Source organism: Pseudomonas sp. NPDC088444 (assembly GCF_044900175.1).
GTDB lineage: Bacteria > Pseudomonadota > Gammaproteobacteria > Pseudomonadales > Pseudomonadaceae > Aquipseudomonas.
In genome coordinates this window covers 418,988-436,198 of the sequence record NZ_JBJDNK010000001.1, presented here as the reverse complement: position 1 = coordinate 436,198, position 17,211 = coordinate 418,988, and the positions used below count along the sequence as shown (strand labels likewise).

The 17,211-nt window shown below is 61.0% G+C and carries 15 protein-coding genes; 12 read left to right on the top strand and 3 right to left on the bottom strand.

Annotated features, from left to right (window positions below; all coding sequences use genetic code 11):
• Positions 1–8: 8 nt before the first annotated feature.
• The 10 genes from ACI2KB_RS02215 to ACI2KB_RS02170 all read left to right on the top strand — a co-directional run bounded on the left by ACI2KB_RS02215 (position 9) and on the right by ACI2KB_RS02170 (position 10,186).
• Entirely contained in the window at positions 9–1,448 is a 1,440-nt protein-coding gene (locus ACI2KB_RS02215; protein ID WP_404630953.1) for an FAD-binding oxidoreductase, read from the top strand.
• A complete protein-coding gene (locus ACI2KB_RS02210; protein WP_404630951.1) occupies positions 1,445–2,662 on the top strand; it encodes an aminotransferase class I/II-fold pyridoxal phosphate-dependent enzyme in 1,218 nt (405 codons plus the stop codon). The genes ACI2KB_RS02215 and ACI2KB_RS02210 overlap by 4 nt, the downstream gene beginning before the upstream one ends.
• Positions 2,659–3,393, top strand: a complete 735-nt coding sequence (locus tag ACI2KB_RS02205) for an amino acid ABC transporter permease (RefSeq protein ID WP_404630949.1) — start codon at positions 2,659–2,661, stop codon at positions 3,391–3,393. Before ACI2KB_RS02210 ends, ACI2KB_RS02205 begins: the two co-directional genes overlap by 4 nt.
• Positions 3,383–4,171, top strand: coding sequence for an amino acid ABC transporter permease (locus tag ACI2KB_RS02200; protein WP_404630947.1), 789 nt, complete (start codon positions 3,383–3,385; stop codon positions 4,169–4,171). The genes ACI2KB_RS02205 and ACI2KB_RS02200 overlap by 11 nt, the downstream gene beginning before the upstream one ends.
• The gene (locus ACI2KB_RS02195) at positions 4,158–4,997 is read left to right on the top strand and encodes an amino acid ABC transporter ATP-binding protein (RefSeq protein ID WP_404630945.1); all 840 of its coding nucleotides are present in this window, start codon (positions 4,158–4,160) and stop codon (positions 4,995–4,997) included. The genes ACI2KB_RS02200 and ACI2KB_RS02195 overlap by 14 nt, the downstream gene beginning before the upstream one ends.
• A gap of 268 nt (positions 4,998–5,265) precedes the next feature.
• Complete coding sequence (locus ACI2KB_RS02190; RefSeq protein ID WP_404630943.1) at positions 5,266–5,862, top strand: cysteine dioxygenase; 597 nt, start codon at positions 5,266–5,268, stop codon at positions 5,860–5,862.
• On the top strand, positions 5,859–6,515 hold the full coding sequence (locus ACI2KB_RS02185; protein WP_404630941.1) for a glutathione S-transferase family protein: 657 nt from the start codon (positions 5,859–5,861) through the stop codon (positions 6,513–6,515). Before ACI2KB_RS02190 ends, ACI2KB_RS02185 begins: the two co-directional genes overlap by 4 nt.
• A 78-nt stretch (positions 6,516–6,593) precedes the next feature.
• Positions 6,594–9,335 (top strand): cystathionine beta-lyase, encoded by a 2,742-nt coding sequence (gene metC, locus ACI2KB_RS02180; protein ID WP_404630939.1) that lies wholly within the window; start codon positions 6,594–6,596, stop codon positions 9,333–9,335.
• 190 nt (positions 9,336–9,525) lie between these two features.
• Entirely contained in the window at positions 9,526–9,981 is a 456-nt protein-coding gene (locus tag ACI2KB_RS02175; RefSeq protein WP_404630937.1) for an N-acetyltransferase, read from the top strand.
• 34 nt (positions 9,982–10,015) lie between these two features.
• On the top strand, positions 10,016–10,186 hold the full coding sequence (locus tag ACI2KB_RS02170; protein WP_404630935.1) for a hypothetical protein: 171 nt from the start codon (positions 10,016–10,018) through the stop codon (positions 10,184–10,186).
• A 58-nt stretch (positions 10,187–10,244) separates the two neighbouring features.
• On the opposite strand, the gene ACI2KB_RS02165 is transcribed toward ACI2KB_RS02170, so the two are convergent.
• Together ACI2KB_RS02165 and ACI2KB_RS02160 are read right to left on the bottom strand one after the other, a co-directional pair.
• The gene (locus ACI2KB_RS02165) at positions 10,245–10,967 is read right to left on the bottom strand and encodes an SDR family oxidoreductase (protein ID WP_404630933.1); all 723 of its coding nucleotides are present in this window, start codon (positions 10,965–10,967) and stop codon (positions 10,245–10,247) included.
• A gap of 41 nt (positions 10,968–11,008) precedes the next feature.
• Positions 11,009–12,190: an MFS transporter gene (locus ACI2KB_RS02160; RefSeq protein WP_404630931.1), complete on the bottom strand. Its 1,182-nt coding sequence runs from the start codon at positions 12,188–12,190 to the stop codon at positions 11,009–11,011.
• Positions 12,191–12,428: 238 nt separating this feature from the next.
• Between ACI2KB_RS02160 and ACI2KB_RS02155 the strand changes: the two genes are divergently transcribed.
• Together ACI2KB_RS02155 and ligD are read left to right on the top strand one after the other, a co-directional pair.
• Positions 12,429–13,349 (top strand): Ku protein, encoded by a 921-nt coding sequence (locus ACI2KB_RS02155; RefSeq protein WP_404630929.1) that lies wholly within the window; start codon positions 12,429–12,431, stop codon positions 13,347–13,349.
• Between the two features lie 72 nt (positions 13,350–13,421).
• Positions 13,422–16,055, top strand: coding sequence for a DNA ligase D (ligD, locus tag ACI2KB_RS02150; protein WP_404630927.1), 2,634 nt, complete (start codon positions 13,422–13,424; stop codon positions 16,053–16,055).
• A 127-nt stretch (positions 16,056–16,182) separates the two neighbouring features.
• On the opposite strand, the gene ACI2KB_RS02145 is transcribed toward ligD, so the two are convergent.
• A complete protein-coding gene (locus ACI2KB_RS02145; protein WP_404630925.1) occupies positions 16,183–17,115 on the bottom strand; it encodes an AraC family transcriptional regulator in 933 nt (310 codons plus the stop codon).
• Positions 17,116–17,211 lie beyond the last annotated feature (96 nt).

Genomic DNA, 17,211 nt, shown 5'->3' with positions numbered 1-17,211 from the left:
TGCGGAAGATGAGCGGTGATCTGTTCAGCACGTTGCAACAGTTGCTCGGCGCCGATTACGTGGTCTCGGGCGATGAACCCAACGACCGGCTGACCGACAAACAGGGCACCTACGTCGGCAAGGTGCTGGCAGTGGTGCGCCCGGCCAATACCGAAGAAGTGGCGGCGGTGGTAAAGGCCTGCGTTGCACATCGCGCACCGGTCGTGGTGCAGGGCGGCAACACCGGGCTGATGGGCGCAGCAACGCCCGACGCGAGTGGCCGTTCAGTGCTGCTGGTGCTGGACCGTCTGAACCGTGTGCGTCAGGTCGACACCGACAACGACACCCTGACCGTCGAGGCCGGGTGCATTCTGCAGAACGTTCAGGACGTGGCCCGTGACGCCGGGCGCCTGTTCCCGCTCAGTCTGGGCGCAGAAGGCAGTTGCACGATTGGCGGCAATCTGGGCACCAATGCCGGAGGCACCGCGGTGTTGCGCTACGGCAATACCCGCGAGCTGACGCTGGGGTTGGAGGTGGTCACCGCTGAGGGCGAAATCTGGAACGGCTTGCGCGGATTGCGCAAGGACAACACCGGTTACGACCTGCGCGACCTGTACATCGGCAGTGAAGGCACGCTGGGCATCATCACCGCTGCGACGTTGAAGCTATTCCCGTTGCCCAAAGCCCAATCCACCGCGTTTCTGGCTTTCGATTCATTGGCTCAGGCGGTGAGTTTTCTGTCCCACGCCCGCGCCGGTTTTGGCGCGAGCCTGACGGCCTTCGAGCTGTTGACCGCCGATTGCCTGGCGCTGTTGCGCGAACAGTTTCCCGAAGGCCCGCAGCCGTTTGCCGACGCGTCGCAGCCTTGGTTCGCGCTGCTGGAACTCTCTGACAACCACAGCGAGGCCCATGCCCGACAGGCGTTCGAAGAGGTGCTCGGCAGTGCGTTCGAAGCCGGGCTGTTGGCCGATGCGTTGATCGCCGAAAGCCTGGCCCAGAGCGAGGCGCTGTGGCTGCTGCGCGAGAACATGAGCGAAGCGCAGAAGCGCGCCGGTCGCAACATGAAACACGACATCTCGATCCCGATCTCGCGCATCGTTGAATTCGTCGAGCACACCGACGCCTTGCTGCAACAGCGCGCTCCCGGTGTGCGCCATTTCACCTTTGGTCATCTGGGCGATGGCAACCTGCATTACAACGTCGCCCACCCGCTGAATTGCACGGTCGAGGCGCACATGGCGCGCTATGCCGAACTCAGTGAAATCGTCCACGACAGCGCCCATGCCTTCGGCGGTTCGATCAGCGCCGAGCACGGCATCGGCCAACGCAAGCGGGCGATGCTGCCGCGCTACAAGAGCCCCGTCGAGCTGGACCTGATGCGCCGCATCAAACAGGCGCTGGACCCGCTCAATCTCCTCAATCCGGGCAAGGTGCTGGACCTTGTCGACCACGGGAGTCCTTCTGCATGAGCATTCGTCTGTCCCGACGCATACAGCGCGTCAACTTGTCTGCCAACGCCGCGGCCAAATCCCGCGCCACCGAGCTGCGCGAGGCCGGTCACGACATCATCGACATGACCACCGGCGAGCCGGATTTCGACACCCCGGAACACATCAAACAGGCGGCCTACAAGGCCATCGATGGCGGCGCGACCAAATACACCGCCACGCCCGGTGTGAAAAAACTGCGCGAAGCGATTCAGCGCAAACTCCAGCGCGAGAACCGTCTGGATTACGCGCTGCCGTCCATCGTGGTCGGCAATGGCGCCAAACAGATCATCTTCAACGCCTTCGCCGCGACCCTGGACGACGGCGATGAAGTGTTGGTGCCGGTGCCCTACTGGCCGTCGTTTCCGGACATCGTGCGGGTCAATGGTGGCGAGCCGGTGTTCATCGAATGCGGTCTGGAGCAGGGCTGCAAACTGACGCCACGCCAGCTGGAAGTGCACATCAACGAGCGCACCCGCTGGCTGATTCTCAATGGTCCCGGCAACCCGAGCGGCGCGGTGTACAGCGAAGCAGAACTGCTGGCGCTGGCAGACGTGCTGCGTCGCCACCCGCAGGTGCTGGTGTTGCTGGACGAGTTGTACGAGCACATCCGTTTCGACGGTCAACCGGCTTTGAGCCTGCTCAACGTTGCCCCCGATCTGCAATCCCGCGCGCTGTTGGTGGGCGGGGTCTCCAAGACGTACGCCATGACCGGTTGGCGCATTGGTTTTGGCGCCGGTCCCAAGGAGCTGACCAGCGCCATGGCGGTGATGCAGTCGCAGTCGACGTCCGGCGCGTCGTCGGTGGGGCAGGCCGCTGCGCTGGCGGCATTCGAAGGCGGGTTGGGTTTTTTGCCGGAGCAGGTTCAGGCCTATCAGCAGCGTCGTGATGTGCTGGTGTCGGCCTTGAAAGACGTGGACGGTCTGGATGTGCTGACGCCGGACGGCGGTTTCTTTGTCTTCGTCCGCTGTGGCGGTTTGCTGGGGCGCGTACGTCCGGATGGCCAGCGTCTGAACCATGACGGCGACGTGGTGGATTACCTGCTGGAGCAGGGCGTTGCAGGCGTTGCGGGCAGTGCTTATGGCCTGTCGCCGTGGTTTCGTCTGTCCATCGCCACGGCCACCGACAGCGTGATCGAGGCGGGACGGCGCATTGCTCGCGCCTGTGCCGAACTGCGGGTCGAGGCGCTGGCATGAGTCATTGGTTAGACGTATTCGTACAGTGGACAGCGAAGTTCGGCTTGAACTACAGCTTTCTGCTGGACGCCTATCAGCGCGGTTCGATGGTTGACGGTGCGATTACCACGGCGTTGCTGTGCCTGTTCACCATCGTGGGCAGCCTGTTGGCCGGGGTGGCGCTGGCGGCGATGCTGACCAGTGGCAAGCCGTACCTGGCCAAACCGGCGCGGGTTTTCATCGAAGTCACCCGCAACACGCCGACGCTGGTGCAGTTGTATTGCGCATTTCTGGTGTTGAACATGCTGTTGACCCAGGCGGTGGGCGCGGCCAACCCGCTGACGCCCTTCGCCTGGGTGGTCATCGTGATTTCGCTGCACAAGGGCGCGTTTCACGCGGAGGCCCTGCGCGCCGGAATCGAAGCAGTGCCTGCTGTCACGCTGGAGGCCGCCAGTTCGCTGGCCTTCAGCAGTCGTCAATTGCTGTGGAACGTGCAACTGCCGCTGGCGTTGCGCTTCGCCTTGCCGTCGCTGATCAACAACCTGATCGACCTGGTGAAAATGACCGCCGTGGCCTCGGCCATTGCCGTGGGCGACATCACCTATGCCTCGATCATGATCTGGACCCAGAGCGACAACGTGCTGGAATTGATGATCCTGCTGCTGACCTTCTTCGGTCTGCTCAGCTTCATCGTCAACTGTGTGGGCCGTGCCCTCGAAGCCAAATTGAGGATGCCCGGTTATGGCCATTGATTCGTCCGCGAGCTTGCCGCTGTCTTGGCCTCGTCGGCATTCGGGCAAGCTGATGGTGCTTGTCGCGCTCCTCGCTTTTGTGCTGTGGGGCGCGCCGCAAAGCCCGGTGTTCGCCGCGCTGTACGAGTGGTCCCCGGCGCTGGCCGTGGGTTTTGGCCAGAACATTCTGATCAGCCTGCTGGCGATTGCCATTGGCTCGGTGCTCGGCCTGTTGATCGGCGCGCTGGCTGTTTCGCCGTTGTGGATCACTCGCTTGCCTGCGCGAATCTGGGTGCAGGTGTTTCGCAACGCGCCGTGGTTGGTGCTGATCTACTTCACCACTTACGTGTTCCCGTTCGAGCTGCACATTGGCAAGTCGTGGATCGCCTTTCCCGACTGGGTGAAAGTGACCCTCGGCCTGGCGCTGCCCGCCAGCGCCAACGTCGCGGAAATCTTTCGTGGGGCCATCGGCTCGATCCCCAGCACCCAGTGGGAAGCCTCGCGCTCGCTGGCGTTCACCCGTGGGCAGATTTTCCGCTCGATCATCCTGCCGCAGTGCTTCAAGCGCATGTTGCCCCCGTGGATGAACCTCTACGCCGTGATCACGATGGGCACTGCACTGGCCTCGCTGGTGGGCGTGCATGACTTGATCGACACCGCGCAGATTGCCAGCAACACCGTCAACCGCACCGGCTTTACCGTGCTGATCTACTTCAGCGTGCTGGCGCTGTTCTTCGCCTATTGCTACCCGATTTCCCGATTCACTCAATTCCTGGAGCGACGTTATGCCTTCTCCTGAAACGCGCGCCGAGCAGCCCCTGATCAGCCTGCGCGACATTCACCTGTCGTTCGGCAGCAACCGCGTGCTCAAGGGCATCGACCTTGATGTGCAGCGCGGCCAGGCGGTGTCGATCATCGGCCCGTCGGGTTCGGGCAAGTCGACCATCCTGCGTTGCATCACCGGTTTGTTGCAGCCCCAGCGCGGCACGATTCGTGTCGGTGAAACCGAGGTGCACACGCTGGCCAACGAGGCCCAGCGCATCGAACTGCGCAAGCGCGTGGGGTTCGTGTTCCAGCAGTACAACCTGTTTCCGCACCTGTCGGTGCTGGAAAACCTGGTGATCGCGCCGCGCAAGGTGCTGGGGCGCAATTCGGTGGACGCCGAAAAAGACGCCCGCGCCTTGCTGGCCAAAGTGCGCATGGAACACAAGGCTGACGCCTACCCGGGGCAGTTGTCCGGTGGGCAGCAGCAACGGGTGGCGATTGCCCGCGCCTTGGCGATGCGCCCCGAGCTGATCCTGTTCGACGAAGTGACCTCGGCCCTGGACCCGGAAACCGTGGGCGAAGTGCTGACGGTGATTCGCGAGCTGACCGAGGAGGGTATGACCTGCGTGCTGGTGACCCATGAAATGCGTTTCGCCGAGGACATCAGTGACGTGGTGTATTTCACCGAAAACGGCCTGATCGTCGAGCACGGCAGCGCCGAACAGATTTTCCAGCGCCCGACGAGCGAACGGACCCAGACGTTTTTGCGCCATGCGCTGGGGGATGCCGGACGGCGGCCTGCTGCCGGTGGGGATCCGTTTCTGTTGAGCAATATCAGCCGGTATAGCTTGTCGGTTTAGCAGGCTACGCAGAACCTTTGTGGGAGCCGGTTTGCTGGTGAGCGCGTCAGAACATACACATTGATGTTGACTGACCTGACGCCTTCGCCAGCAAACCGGCTCCCACAGGGATTACGTCGAATCCAAATCTCGTTTTCGACGCTGTAACTGTGGGAGCCGCCTTGGTGGCGAAAGCGCTCGGCAGGGCACCGTAGAATTTCCCACAGGGTGAAGCGTCGGGCGAGAAGTATCCATTCCGAGCCCCGAATATCAATAAAAGGAGCACCTGATGAGCATCGAAACCCGCAGTCCTGTGATCGAAGATTTCCTGCAGAAAATCCGCGCCATTCACCAACGCGGTGTGGACCGTGACGCGTTGAAAGAAATCGTCAGCCTGCTGGAGAGGCTGGCCGAGCGTCGCGACTTGTTCAACTTCGACACCTTCCCGTCGCCGGTTCCGGGCGAGGGTGATACCGCTTTTCGCTATCGCTTGAACGACGATGGCGAAAGCCCGACGCTGTACATGAACTCGCTGCTGCCCGGCAAAAGCACGTTGCCGCACAACCACGAAACCTGGGCGGTGATCGTTGCAGTGCAAGGTCAGGAGATCAACTACGTCTGGGCGCGAACCGACGATGGCAGCGACCCGACCTTCGCCAAACTGGAGCTGGAAAAGGAAGTGGTCGTGCAACCGGGCACTTCGATCAGCTTCCTCGGTGAAGACCTGCACGGCATCAAGGTCGATGGCGAAACCCCGACCCTGCATTTCCACCTCTATGGTCGTCCGCTGGAATCGTTGAACGGTCGTTATGGCGTCAACACCGAAGGCAAGATCCTCAATTACAACGCCTCGCAAATGGCCCCTTCGATCAAGGCCTACGCATGATCGACCTCTATTACTGGCCCACCGGCAATGGCCTGAAAGTCGGCATCCTGCTCGAAGAGCTTGAGCAGGAATACCGCGTGCTTCCAGTCAACATCCGCACGGGTGAGCAGAAGCGGGACGGCTTTCAGAAGATCAGCGCCAACGGGCGGATCCCGGCGATTGTCGATCACGCGCCGGAGGGCCTCGATGCGCCGCTGAGCCTGTTCGAATCCGGGGCTATTCTCACGTATCTGGCTGAAAAGGCCGGACGCTTTCTGCCGCCGCACAACAGCGTCGAGCGCCAACGCGTTCAGGAGTGGTTGTTCTGGCAGGTGGGGCACGTCACGCCGTACCTGAGCCAGTGGCAGGTGTTCCGAGAAAAGGCCCCTGAGCCTATTCCGTTCGCCCTTGATCTGCTGGGGGCTGAAGCGGCCCGTTTGTACGGCGTACTGGAAAAGCGTCTGGGCGAGGTGGCCTATGTGGCGGGTGAATACTCGATTGCCGACATGGCGATTTTTCCGTGGATTCAGCCGTTGCGCCAAGGCCAGGACCTGGCGGATTACCCGAACATCAGCGCCTGGCGCGAACGCATCAAGGCCCGCCCGGCGGTGCAGCGCGCGTATGAAAAGGGGCGGGAAGTGGCGGCGGGAGAGCGGTCGTTGGTGTTGCAGTAGAACCCCTAATCGCCACGCTCCTACAACGTTATGCGCAAGCCATTGAATCCTGTTACAAAACAGAATCACGAGAACCCCATGAACCAATACGTCACCCCGCAACTCCTGCAAGCCTGGCTGTTCGACGGGCAGGAAATCGCCTTGTTCGATGTGCGCGAGCACGGCCAATACGGCGAGGCCCACCTGTTTCACGGGGTGAACCTGCCCTTCAGCCGCCTTGAAATCGAGGCTCGCCGACTGGCGCCCAATCCGAACGTGCGTCTGGTGATCTACGACCAGACCGGTCACGACGTGTCGATCAAGGCCGCGCAGCGTCTCGCCGAGCTGGGCTACAACCGCGTGCACGTCCTTGAAGGTGGCGCCGATGGCTGGCAGGCGGCCGGTTTGAAACTGTTCGCCGGGGTGCATGTGCCGTCCAAGGCCTTTGGCGAGTTGGTCGAAGAAGCCAGTCACACGCCGCACATCAGCGCCACCGAGCTCGCGCAATGGCAGGCGGACGGCAAATCACTGGTGTTGCTCGACGGACGTCCCTTCGACGAATACCGCAAGATGACCATCCCTGGTTCCGTGTGCTGTCCCAACGGCGAGCTGGGTTATCGGCTGAAGGAGCTGGTGCCCGACGAGGTTACTCCCATCGTCGTCAATTGTGCCGGTCGCACCCGCAGCATCATTGGCGCGCAAACCCTGATCGACCTGGGTGTGAAAAACCCGGTCTATGCGCTGGAAAACGGCACGCAGGGTTGGTATCTGGCTGACCTGCCGCTGGAACACGGCAGCACGCGGCGTTATCCGGAAGTTTCTCCGGGCGCATCGCTGACTCAGCAACGCGATGCGGCCCAACGGCTGGCTCAACGCGCAGGTGTGCAAACCGTCAGCGCCGAGCAGGCGCTGGCGTGGTCTCGTGACACTTCCCGCAGCCTGTTCTTGTGCGACGTGCGCACCCCGGAAGAGTTCGCCCTCGGCAGTTTGCCGGGTGCGCAACACACGCCGGGCGGGCAGTTGATTCAGTCCACCGATCTGTATGTGGGTGTGCGGGGGGCGCGCGTGGTACTGCTCGACAACGATGGCGTGCGTGCGCCGATTGTGGCCGGTTGGCTGCGTCAGCTCGGGCATGAGGCCTATGTGCTGGAGGGTGGTGTGCAGAGTGGTCTGGCGTTGTCGGTCGACACCTCATCGACCGCACCTGTGTTGCCTGAAATCAGCGCCACGGCTCTTGAAGATGCGTTGCGTGACGACGCCGTTGCGCTGATCGACCTACGCGGCAGCATGGCGTTCCGCAGGGCGCACATTGCCGGTTCGCGCTGGTCGATCCGCTCGCGCCTGGCGCCTGATCTGGCCAGCGAGACGCGCCCGGTGGTGCTGGTCGCCGATCAGGCTCAGGTCGCCGCAATCGCTGCGCTGGAGTTGCCCGAATTGCAACGTCAGCAAGTGCGCTGGCTGGACTTCAAACAGTGGCAGTCGGCAGGGCTCGCGCTCAGTGAAGATGCCCAAACGCCGCCGAACGAGCAGTGCATCGATTTCCTGTTCTTCACCCACGACCGCCACTCCGGCAACAAGGACGCGGCGCGCCAGTACCTGGCCTGGGAAATCGGCCTGTTGGGGCAGATGACCCAACAGGAAATCGCCAGCCTCACACCGCTGGCTTCCCAAGGCGATCAAAGCCGGGTGCGCACGCGCCTCGTTCATGCGGCTCGCCGCGAGAAGGGCAGCGGTACGCGCTGGGTCAACCCGCCGGTGTCGCGCATGAGCACGGTGTTGTTCGACAGCCTTGGCGAGATGCGTGACGCCCGCAAACGTCGGGACACCGAACGCGTGTTGAGCTACGGCGCCCGTGGCAATCCGACCGCATTTGAACTGGAAGACCTAGTGACCGAACTGGAAGGCGGTTATCGCACCCGGCTGTTCAGCACCGGTCTGGCGGCGGTGGCGCAAACGTTCCTGGCGTACCTGCGCCCTGGCGATCACGTGCTGATTACCGATGCGGTGTATTCGCCCGTGCGGCAAGTGGCCGAGGAGTTTTTGAAACCGTTCGGTATTCAGTACAGCTATTTCAATGCCGATGGCAGCGGCTTGGAACAGCAAGTGCAAGCCAACACCAAAATGGTCTACGCCGAAGTCCCGGGTTCGCTGCTGTATGAACTCGCCGATCTGCCCGCCATGGCTGCGGTGTGCAAGTCGCGGGGGATTCTGTTGGCCGTCGACAACACCTACGGCTCGGGCTATCAGTACCGACCGCTGACGCTGGGCGCGGACATCTCCATCATGGCGCTGACCAAATACCTGGCCGGCCACAGCGACGTGGTGATGGGCAGCGTCTGCACCACGCAAGCGGTGTGGCAGCCACTGGCGGTCATGACTGACACCTTTGGCAGCGTGGTCAGCCCGGACGATGCGTACCTCGTCCTGCGCGGCGCCCGCACCTTGGCCACTCGGTTGGACGTCCATCAGCGCCAGGCGTTACAGGTCGCCCATTGGTTGCAGCAACACCCGCAGGTCAAACGCGTGTTCCACCCGGCCTTGCCCGATCATCCGAACCACTCCCTGTGGAAGCGCGACTTCACCGGCAGCAACGGCCTGCTGACCTTCGAGCTGGCGGACAACGACCCCAAGCACCTGGACGCCTTCATCGACGCCCTGCATCTGTTCGGCCTTGGTGCGTCTTGGGGAGGGTTCGAAAGCCTGATCATCGTCGCCAACGTGCGGGATCGAACGAATGCCAATGACAAGACGCTGAACCCGCTGCTGCGGCTGCACATCGGGCTGGAGGATGTCAGTGCGTTGATCGAGGATCTTGAGCGAGGGTTTGCGGCGATTCGGTGAGTTGCAGATCGTGCCTGCTTCTCGGACCAGGGGGCGGTCGATAAATATGTACCGCACATGCTTTTCTTCATGCCGTCATCATTCGCCCTTGAGTTTTCAATGAACACTGGCAATGAGACGACATGGAAAGGCCACGGCGCTAAGGGATCAGATTTTTCGGTCCCGAGCCCGTGCACTCATTAACGAAAAAATGGGCAGTGTGTTCGCAGCGGGCGTGCTCGGCATTGACGGTCGACAGGTGAAATTCGAGCCTATTGATCGAACTGCCATCTCAGCCTGCGAACACTGGGAAGGCAGCACTTACCCTTGGGAAAATGTTTCAAGTTGGAAGAGGTTGGATGCAAAGGGTTTTGACCTCGCCATTTGGTACAACCAGACACTGTGCGGCTTGTGTTACGCGACGCCACGTCAAAGTCGGCTTACGATCAAAATTATTCTTCTCGAAGGAAAACCGGGAAGTGAGCATCCGCTCAAAGGGCTTATTGCGCCGCTCGCCTTAATGGGAGTCGACCTATACGCACAAATGTTGGGTTGTCGCGAGATTGAGATACAGCAGCCAGCGGTGAATGCCATTAAGTATTACAAGGCTCTGGGATTCCAGTTTGACGAGGCCCGTCGCCTTGTCATTTCAGTAGGTGGCTCCTAAGATAGCCGTCATTGGGCAGACGCAGGAGGTGTCTATGACCGCCAAAAAACGCAAAGCAAAAATGCAGTCAATGGTTGAGCTAAAAGCAGAGGCACGGATGCTTGCCGATGTTTTTTCAGAGAATCAGAAGCGTTTTCTACAAGTAGGGCTTGCTCTTGGTAAAGAACTTGAGCCAACAGGCCCGCTGGCAGGGCCTAGCGCTTGAGTACTCAAATAAAAACCGCCGAAATCGGCGGTTTTTATTTGCAGTCATAGTCGTTCGCTTAAATCCCCGCCTTACCCACCGAAGCCCCGCCATCGACAAACAGCGTCTGCCCGGTGATGAACCCACTCTGTTCCGACAGTAAAAACGCAATCGCCGAGGCAATTTCGTCCGGCTGGCCGAAGCGGCCCATGGGCACGCCTGAGAGGTAGCGTTTTTCACCTTCGCTGCCCACCGGGTTGTTCTGGCGGAACAGTTCGGTTTCAGTCGGGCCGGGGGCGATGGCGTTGACGGTGATGCCGGTTTGCGCCAGTTCCAGCGCCCAGGACCGGGTGAAGCTGATCAGCGCAGCCTTGGCGGCGGCGTAGGCGGTGCGTTGGGTGATACCGAGCACCGTCAGGCTGGAAATGTTGACGATACGGCCCCAGCCTTTTTCACGCATGTTCGGCAGCAATGCTTGAGTGGCAAGCAATGCGGAGTGCAGGTTGACGCTCATCACCGCGTCGAAGTCGTCCAGCTCGATCTGCCCCAGCGGCTGCGGGCGCACGAGGCCGACGTTGTTCACCAGACCGTCGAATTGATAATGCTGCGCGAGTTCGGCCAGGCCGCCGCGGGTCTGGTCCTTGTCGCTCAGGTCCAGTGCCTTGAGTACGCCGGGAAAGGTCGGATCGTCGGCATTGCGGGCGATGCCCACCACGGTGTGGCCTGCGGCGGCCAGGTGTTCCGACAGTGCGCGGCCAATGCCTTTGCTGGCGCCGGTGATGAGGAAGGTGCGGGTGGTCATATGAAGCTCCGTAGATATCAGGTCCTATAGGAGTGTGTCGGTTAGCGCGATCCCGCCGAATTCTTCAAAAACACCAGCAACGCCAACAGCGGAAACGCGCTGCCTGCGATCACGATCCAGCCCCAGCCGCCGTGGTCGTAGAGGGCGCTGGCGATCACCGAACCGCTGGCTCCGCCGATGAAAATACTGGTCATGTACAGCGCGTTCAGGCGACTGCGGCTTTTGGCATCCAGCGCGTAAACCGCACGTTGGCCGAGGACCATGTTCATCTGCACACAGAAATCCAGCACCACGCCGGTCACCGCCATGCCAATCACTGCGTAAGCCGGTTCGATCAGGCTAGGCAGAAAACTCAGCGCCGCGAACAACATGGCACAGAGGCTGGCGACACGGGTGTGCCCGGCATCCGCCAGACGCCCGGAAATCGGCGCTGCCACCGCACCAATCGCCCCGACCAGCGCGAACAGCGCGATCTGGCTTTGCGACAGCCCATGATTGCGCGCCAGTTCCAGCGGCACGGCCGTCCAGAACAGGCTGAAGGTGGCGAACATGCAGGCCTGATAAAACGCCCGCTGACGCAACACCGGCTGCTTGCGCAACAGCGTCCACAGGGATTTGAGCAGTTGCCCGTAACTCGCGTTGTGGGCCGGTTGGTGCTTGGGAATGGTGGTGGTCAGCACCAGGCTGATGACCAGCATCACCACCGCCGCCGTGCCGAACACCGCACGCCAGCCAAAATGGTCGGCAATCAGGCTGGAGGCCGGACGCGCTAGCAGAATGCCCAGCAACAGGCCGCCCATGATGCTGCCGACCACGCGACCGCGGGTTTCTTCAGGCGCCAGATGGGCCGCAAGAGGAATCAGAATCTGCACCGCCACCGAACTGAACCCCACCAACAGCGACGCCAGCAAAAACACGTTGGGCGACTGCGAAAAGGCAGCACTGAGCAAACTCAGAATCGCCACACCTGTGGTGACGATCATCAAACGGCGGTTCTCCAGCAGATCCCCCAGCGGCACCAGGAAAAACAGGCCCAGCGCATAACCGATCTGCGTCAGCGAAACAATGAAGCTCGCCAGTGTGCTCGACAGTCCGATGTCCGGCGCAATCAGCCCGATGATGGGCTGGGCGTAATAGATGTTGGCAACGATCGCGCCGCAGCAGAAGGCGAACAGCATCGCCAGCCCCTTGGTCATGGTCGCGGTGTGTGATGTTTGGCTCATGGCGTTCATGGTGTGCTCAACCGGGAATGGAGGCGTGGATGCAGTGCGTATCCAGGCGCTCATCAATGGAATGTCGCAGAGGCTAACGCTTTTTCGTTGCGTTAAGAAGGTGGGTCGAGGGGATAAGGGTTATGCCTTGCAGGAATAGGCAATCATCCGGCGCGCAGTCATCGTGTCACCGAAACTTTTCTCCTTGCGCCCCGGTCATTCCAATATCTACCCCTTGGGAATTCACACCATGGCTCGGGCAATCTGGAAGGGCGCGATCAGTTTCGGGCTGGTGCATATCCCTGTGGCGCTGGTGTCGGCGACGTCGCAGCAGGGCGTCGACTTCGACTGGCTGGACAAGCGCAGCATGGACCCGGTCGGTTACAAGCGCGTCAACAAGAAGACCGGCAAGGAAGTGAGCAAAGAACACATCGTCAAAGGCGTGCAGTATGAGAAGGGCCGCTATGTGGTGATCAGCGAGGAGGAGATTCGCAAGGCTCATCCTCAGTCTACCCAGACCATCGACATCTTCGGCTTTGTCGACAGCGCGCAGATTCCCCTGCAAAACATCGACACGCCGTACTTCCTGGCACCCGACAAGCGCGGCGAGAAGGTCTACGCTCTTCTACGACAGACGCTGGTGGACACTGGCAAGGTGGCGCTGGCCCATGTGGTCATCCGTACCCGCCAGCATCTGGCAGCCGTGATGCCACTGGAGTCGGCGATTTTGCTGGTGTTGTTGCGCTGGCCCTCGGAAGTGCATGGGCTGGACAGCCTGGAGCTGCCTGAGGGCGTGACCGATGTAAAGCTCGGCAAGAGCGAGCTGGACATGGCCAAACGATTGGTCAAAGACATGAGCGCTGACTGGACACCGGATGCTGACGAGTACCGCGACACGTTCCAGGACCAGATCATGAAGCTGGTCGAGACCAAGGCCCGGGAAGGCAAGATCGAAGACGTGGAAGCCGACGCCGATCAGGCCGAGCGCAAATCCGCTGATGTCATCGATCTGACTGAATTGCTCAAACGCAGCCTGGGCGCCCGCGGCGGTTCTACCAAGGCCCCAGCTAAAACCAAACCTGCCGGCAAGAGCAAAACCGTAACCGTTGATGATGCAGTTCCGGCCAAACGGCGAGCCCCTGCAAGGAAGAAAACGACCAAGGCGTCCTGAATGCAGATGCCTTGCTCAAGGCCGATCCTTGAAATCAAACCTTGAAATCAAGGCGCAGAGGTTGAATCGATCATGGCAAAACCCGTGAGTGAATACACCCGCAAGCGCAATTTCGACATCACGTCCGAACCTCCCGAAACGCCCGGCCGTGTTCGCAGCAGCAAAGGCCGCGCGCTGACGTTCGTAATTCACAAGCACGATGCCCGCAACCTGCATTACGACTTTCGCCTCGAACTGGATGGCACCCTGAAAAGCTGGGCCGTGCCCAAGGGGCCGAGCCTGGACCCGAAGAACAAGCGTCTGGCCGTGCATGTCGAAGATCATCCGCTGGGTTACGGCAGCTTTGAAGGTCACATTCCCGAAGGGCAATACGGCGCAGGCGATGTGATCGTCTGGGATCGGGGCATCTGGCAACCCCACGGTGACCCGCGAGAAACCTACAAGGCGGGCAAGCTCAAATTCACCCTGATCGGCGAAAAACTCACGGGGGATTGGGCGCTGGTGCGCACTCATCTGCCGGGCAGCGGTGACAAGGAACAGTGGCTGCTGATCAAGGAGAAAGATGCCGCCGTGCGTTCGGCGCAAGATTACGACATTGTGGTCGACAAGCCACAAAGCGTCGTCAGCGGCACGACGGTGGGTGATGATCGCAGGTCGGGCAAAGCGGGAAAGCGCAAGGTGGCGGCTTCAGCGCCTGCCAGGTCGCCCACGACCAAACCCGCGCGTAAAACGGTCTCGGCGAAGAAGACGTCTGTTCCAGAGAAGCTTTCACCACAACTGGCCACGTTGATGGACACCCCGCCAGAAGGGGATTGGCTGTACGAGATCAAGTTCGACGGCTACCGGATCATGACCCGGATTCTCGATGGCGAAGTGCGCATGATCACTCGCAATGGTCATGACTGGACCGAGCGCTTGCCGTTGCAGGCCAGGGCGATCAGCGAACTGAACCTGGGCGATGGTTGGCTTGACGGCGAAGTGGTGGTGCTCAACGACGCCGGGCTGCCGGATTTTCAGGCGTTGCAGAATGCGTTCGAGACGGGGCATGCCAAGGACATCGTGTATTACCTGTTCGACGTGCCATTCCTGAATGGCGAAGACCTGCGGCAAAAGCCTGTGGAGGAGCGCCGCGCCGCGCTGAAAAAGCTGCTGGGCAAGTCAAAAAAGGGCCTCTTGCGGTTTTCCGATGCATTTTCTGCCAGCCACCGGGACATCATCGAGAGCGCGTGTTCGCTGTCGCTGGAAGGGGTGATCGGCAAGCGAGCGGGCAGCGTTTATCAGTCCCGCCGTAGCGCTGACTGGATCAAACTCAAATGCAAGCTGCGTCAGGAGTTCGTCATCGTCGGCTACACCGCGCCGCAAGGCGCGCGCAGTGGGTTTGGCGCGCTGTTGCTGGCGGTGAACGAGGAGGGCGCAGGCCTGGTGTACGCCGGGCGCGTCGGCACCGGGTTCAAGCAGAAGACCCTTGATGACGTGCTCGAACAGATGAAACCGCTGGCACAGGACGCCTCGCCCCTGGCGAAAAAACTTACCTCTGCTCAGGCCCGGGGCGTGCACTGGATCAAGCCGACGCTGGTGGGCGAAGTGGAGTTCAGCGAGTGGACCCGTGAGGGCATCATCCGCCACTCTGCCTTTATCGCGCTGCGCAAGGACAAGCCTGCCAGCGAGGTGGTGCACGAGTATCCCAAGACCCCGAAAGACATCAAGGCGCCGTTCAAACCCAAAGCGAAGGCGGCTAAACAGGATGAGGAGCGAGTTCCCGAGAAGCCCAGACCCGCAGCCAAGCGCACAAGCAAAGATACCTTTGAGGTGGCGGGTGTGCAGATCACCCATCCCGAGCGGGTTATCGACACCCAGAGCGGGTTGCACAAGATCGATCTGGCGCATTACTACGAATCGGTGTCCGACTGGATCCTGCCCCATCTTGATCACCGCGCCGTCGCGCTGCTGCGTTGCCCGGACGGTGTCGAGGGCGAGCAGTTCTTTCAGAAACACACCCAGCGGATGGCTATTCCCAATATCAAGCAACTGGACCGCAAACTGGACCCTGGCCATGCCCGGCTGATGGAAATCGACAGCGTGCAGGCGTTGGTCGGTGCGGCACAGATGGGCACCATCGAGCTGCACACCTGGGGTTCGACCTACGACAAGATCGAGTTGCCGGACCACTTCGTCCTCGACCTTGATCCGGACCCGGATTTGCCGTGGCGCAGCATGATCGAAGCGACCCAGTTGACGCTCTCGGTGCTCGATGAACTGGGGCTGGAGGCGTTTCTCAAGACCAGCGGTGGCAAGGGTATGCACATCATCGTGCCGCTGGCGCGCAAGGCCGATTGGGATGAGGTGAAAGCGTTCAGCAAAGCGCTGGCGCAATTCATTGCACAGCCGTTGCCAGAGCGCTTCACTGCCACCTCAGGACCGAAAAACCGCGTGGGCAAAATCTTCATCGACTACCTGCGCAACGCCCGAGGCGCCAGCACCGTCGCCGCCTATTCCGCACGTGCAAGACCGGGACTGCCGGTGTCTGTGCCCGTTACACGAGAGGAGCTCACCAGCCTCAAATCCTCGGCGCAGTGGAACATCGGCAACCTGCTCAAACGCTTGCGCAAGCTTAAGGCTGATCCGTGGGCGGGATACAAGAACACCCAGCGCATCACCAAGACCATGTGGAAGCGGTTGGGCGGCAGGGCGCCGAAGGCAACATAAACATGTGCCCACTCACGCTCGTCTATGGACCTGTGGGAGCGAGCGCTCTCACGAATGGAGCAGGCAACGCTCGAAAAGGGGGGGCTTGGACTGCTGCTTCGTGAGCAAGCTCACTTCCACAAACACCTCATCCTTGCAGCATAGTTCTGTTGCCGGCCTCCAACTGTCGCCGCATCTGCCCCGGCGCCATGCCGTAGGTCTCCTTGAACACCTTGCTGAACGCCGCCTGTGATTGATAGCCCACCTCGGCGGCGATGTCGCTCAATCCGCTTTTCGACCGGCTCAACAACCCGTACGCCATCTGCATACGCACTTGGGTCAGCAACGCCCAGGGTGAGCTGCCGCTGAGTTTGCTGAATGCGCGCATGAACGTGGCGCGGGACATGGTTGCCAAATCGGCCAGCGCGTCGATGGTCCACTCCCGAGCGGGGTCGGCGAGCATGGCTTGCCAGGCGCGGCTCAAACGACGGTCGCCCAACAACGCCAGGCTGCCCTCGCTCTGGGGTGATTGCGAAAGATGAGCGCGCAACACCAACGTGAACAGCGCCGAGGTCAGCGCGTTGAGCATGTATTGACTGCCTGCCTGATTGAGATTGGCTTCGCTGCGCAGCAGCGCGACCAGTGAGGGCAGGGCGTGGCCGCCATCCAGGGTTTGGGTGGATATCAGCAAGTGGTCAGGCAATGCCGAAAACAGCATCGACCCCTGCTGATAATGAAAACTACCGCACAGCAGATCCAGATCATCGCCGTTGCCGAACCGCTTCACGTCCAGTAATCCGCCAGACTCCAGGCGCGGGACGGACGGCATGACCCGATTCCCGGGGCTGAGCAGCAAATGAGGCAGCCCCTCAGGCAGTACGAGGATGTCGCCGGCCACCAGTTTCAACCGGCGCCCATCGCGCAATTCCACCCCGCATTCGCCCGCCAGAACGATGTGATAGGGCGCAAGCCCCACGGCGCGTTGGTCGTGATCCAGCGCCCAGTCGCCCTGAAACTGGCAGCGCAGGTCCAGACTGCCCCGGACGTCGGCTAGCGTAATGAGCGTATCGATGGCGTTCATATGAGATTTTCGGACAAAAAAATGAGCTAAACGTGCAAGTTACACCAACGCAGTTGGCCCAGACTGATCGTGTTCCCGGCGCAGTCTAGTCGCCGC

What these genes read in the sequence shown, in the direction of transcription:
- ACI2KB_RS02215 (WP_404630953.1), top strand. Translation starts at nt 9, where the DNA reads ATGAGCGGTGATCTGTTCAGCACGTTGCAACAGTTGCTCGGCGCCGAT.
- ACI2KB_RS02210 (WP_404630951.1), top strand. Translation starts at nt 1,445, where the DNA reads ATGAGCATTCGTCTGTCCCGACGCATACAGCGCGTCAACTTGTCTGCC.
- ACI2KB_RS02205 (WP_404630949.1), top strand. Translation starts at nt 2,659, where the DNA reads ATGAGTCATTGGTTAGACGTATTCGTACAGTGGACAGCGAAGTTCGGC.
- ACI2KB_RS02200 (WP_404630947.1), top strand. Translation starts at nt 3,383, where the DNA reads ATGGCCATTGATTCGTCCGCGAGCTTGCCGCTGTCTTGGCCTCGTCGG.
- ACI2KB_RS02195 (WP_404630945.1), top strand. Translation starts at nt 4,158, where the DNA reads ATGCCTTCTCCTGAAACGCGCGCCGAGCAGCCCCTGATCAGCCTGCGC.
- ACI2KB_RS02190 (WP_404630943.1), top strand. Translation starts at nt 5,266, where the DNA reads ATGAGCATCGAAACCCGCAGTCCTGTGATCGAAGATTTCCTGCAGAAA.
- ACI2KB_RS02185 (WP_404630941.1), top strand. Translation starts at nt 5,859, where the DNA reads ATGATCGACCTCTATTACTGGCCCACCGGCAATGGCCTGAAAGTCGGC.
- metC (WP_404630939.1), top strand. Translation starts at nt 6,594, where the DNA reads ATGAACCAATACGTCACCCCGCAACTCCTGCAAGCCTGGCTGTTCGAC.
- ACI2KB_RS02175 (WP_404630937.1), top strand. Translation starts at nt 9,526, where the DNA reads ATGGGCAGTGTGTTCGCAGCGGGCGTGCTCGGCATTGACGGTCGACAG.
- ACI2KB_RS02170 (WP_404630935.1), top strand. Translation starts at nt 10,016, where the DNA reads ATGACCGCCAAAAAACGCAAAGCAAAAATGCAGTCAATGGTTGAGCTA.
- ACI2KB_RS02165 (WP_404630933.1), bottom strand. Translation starts at nt 10,967, where the DNA reads ATGACCACCCGCACCTTCCTCATCACCGGCGCCAGCAAAGGCATTGGC.
- ACI2KB_RS02160 (WP_404630931.1), bottom strand. Translation starts at nt 12,190, where the DNA reads ATGAGCCAAACATCACACACCGCGACCATGACCAAGGGGCTGGCGATG.
- ACI2KB_RS02155 (WP_404630929.1), top strand. Translation starts at nt 12,429, where the DNA reads ATGGCTCGGGCAATCTGGAAGGGCGCGATCAGTTTCGGGCTGGTGCAT.
- ligD (WP_404630927.1), top strand. Translation starts at nt 13,422, where the DNA reads ATGGCAAAACCCGTGAGTGAATACACCCGCAAGCGCAATTTCGACATC.
- ACI2KB_RS02145 (WP_404630925.1), bottom strand. Translation starts at nt 17,115, where the DNA reads ATGAACGCCATCGATACGCTCATTACGCTAGCCGACGTCCGGGGCAGT.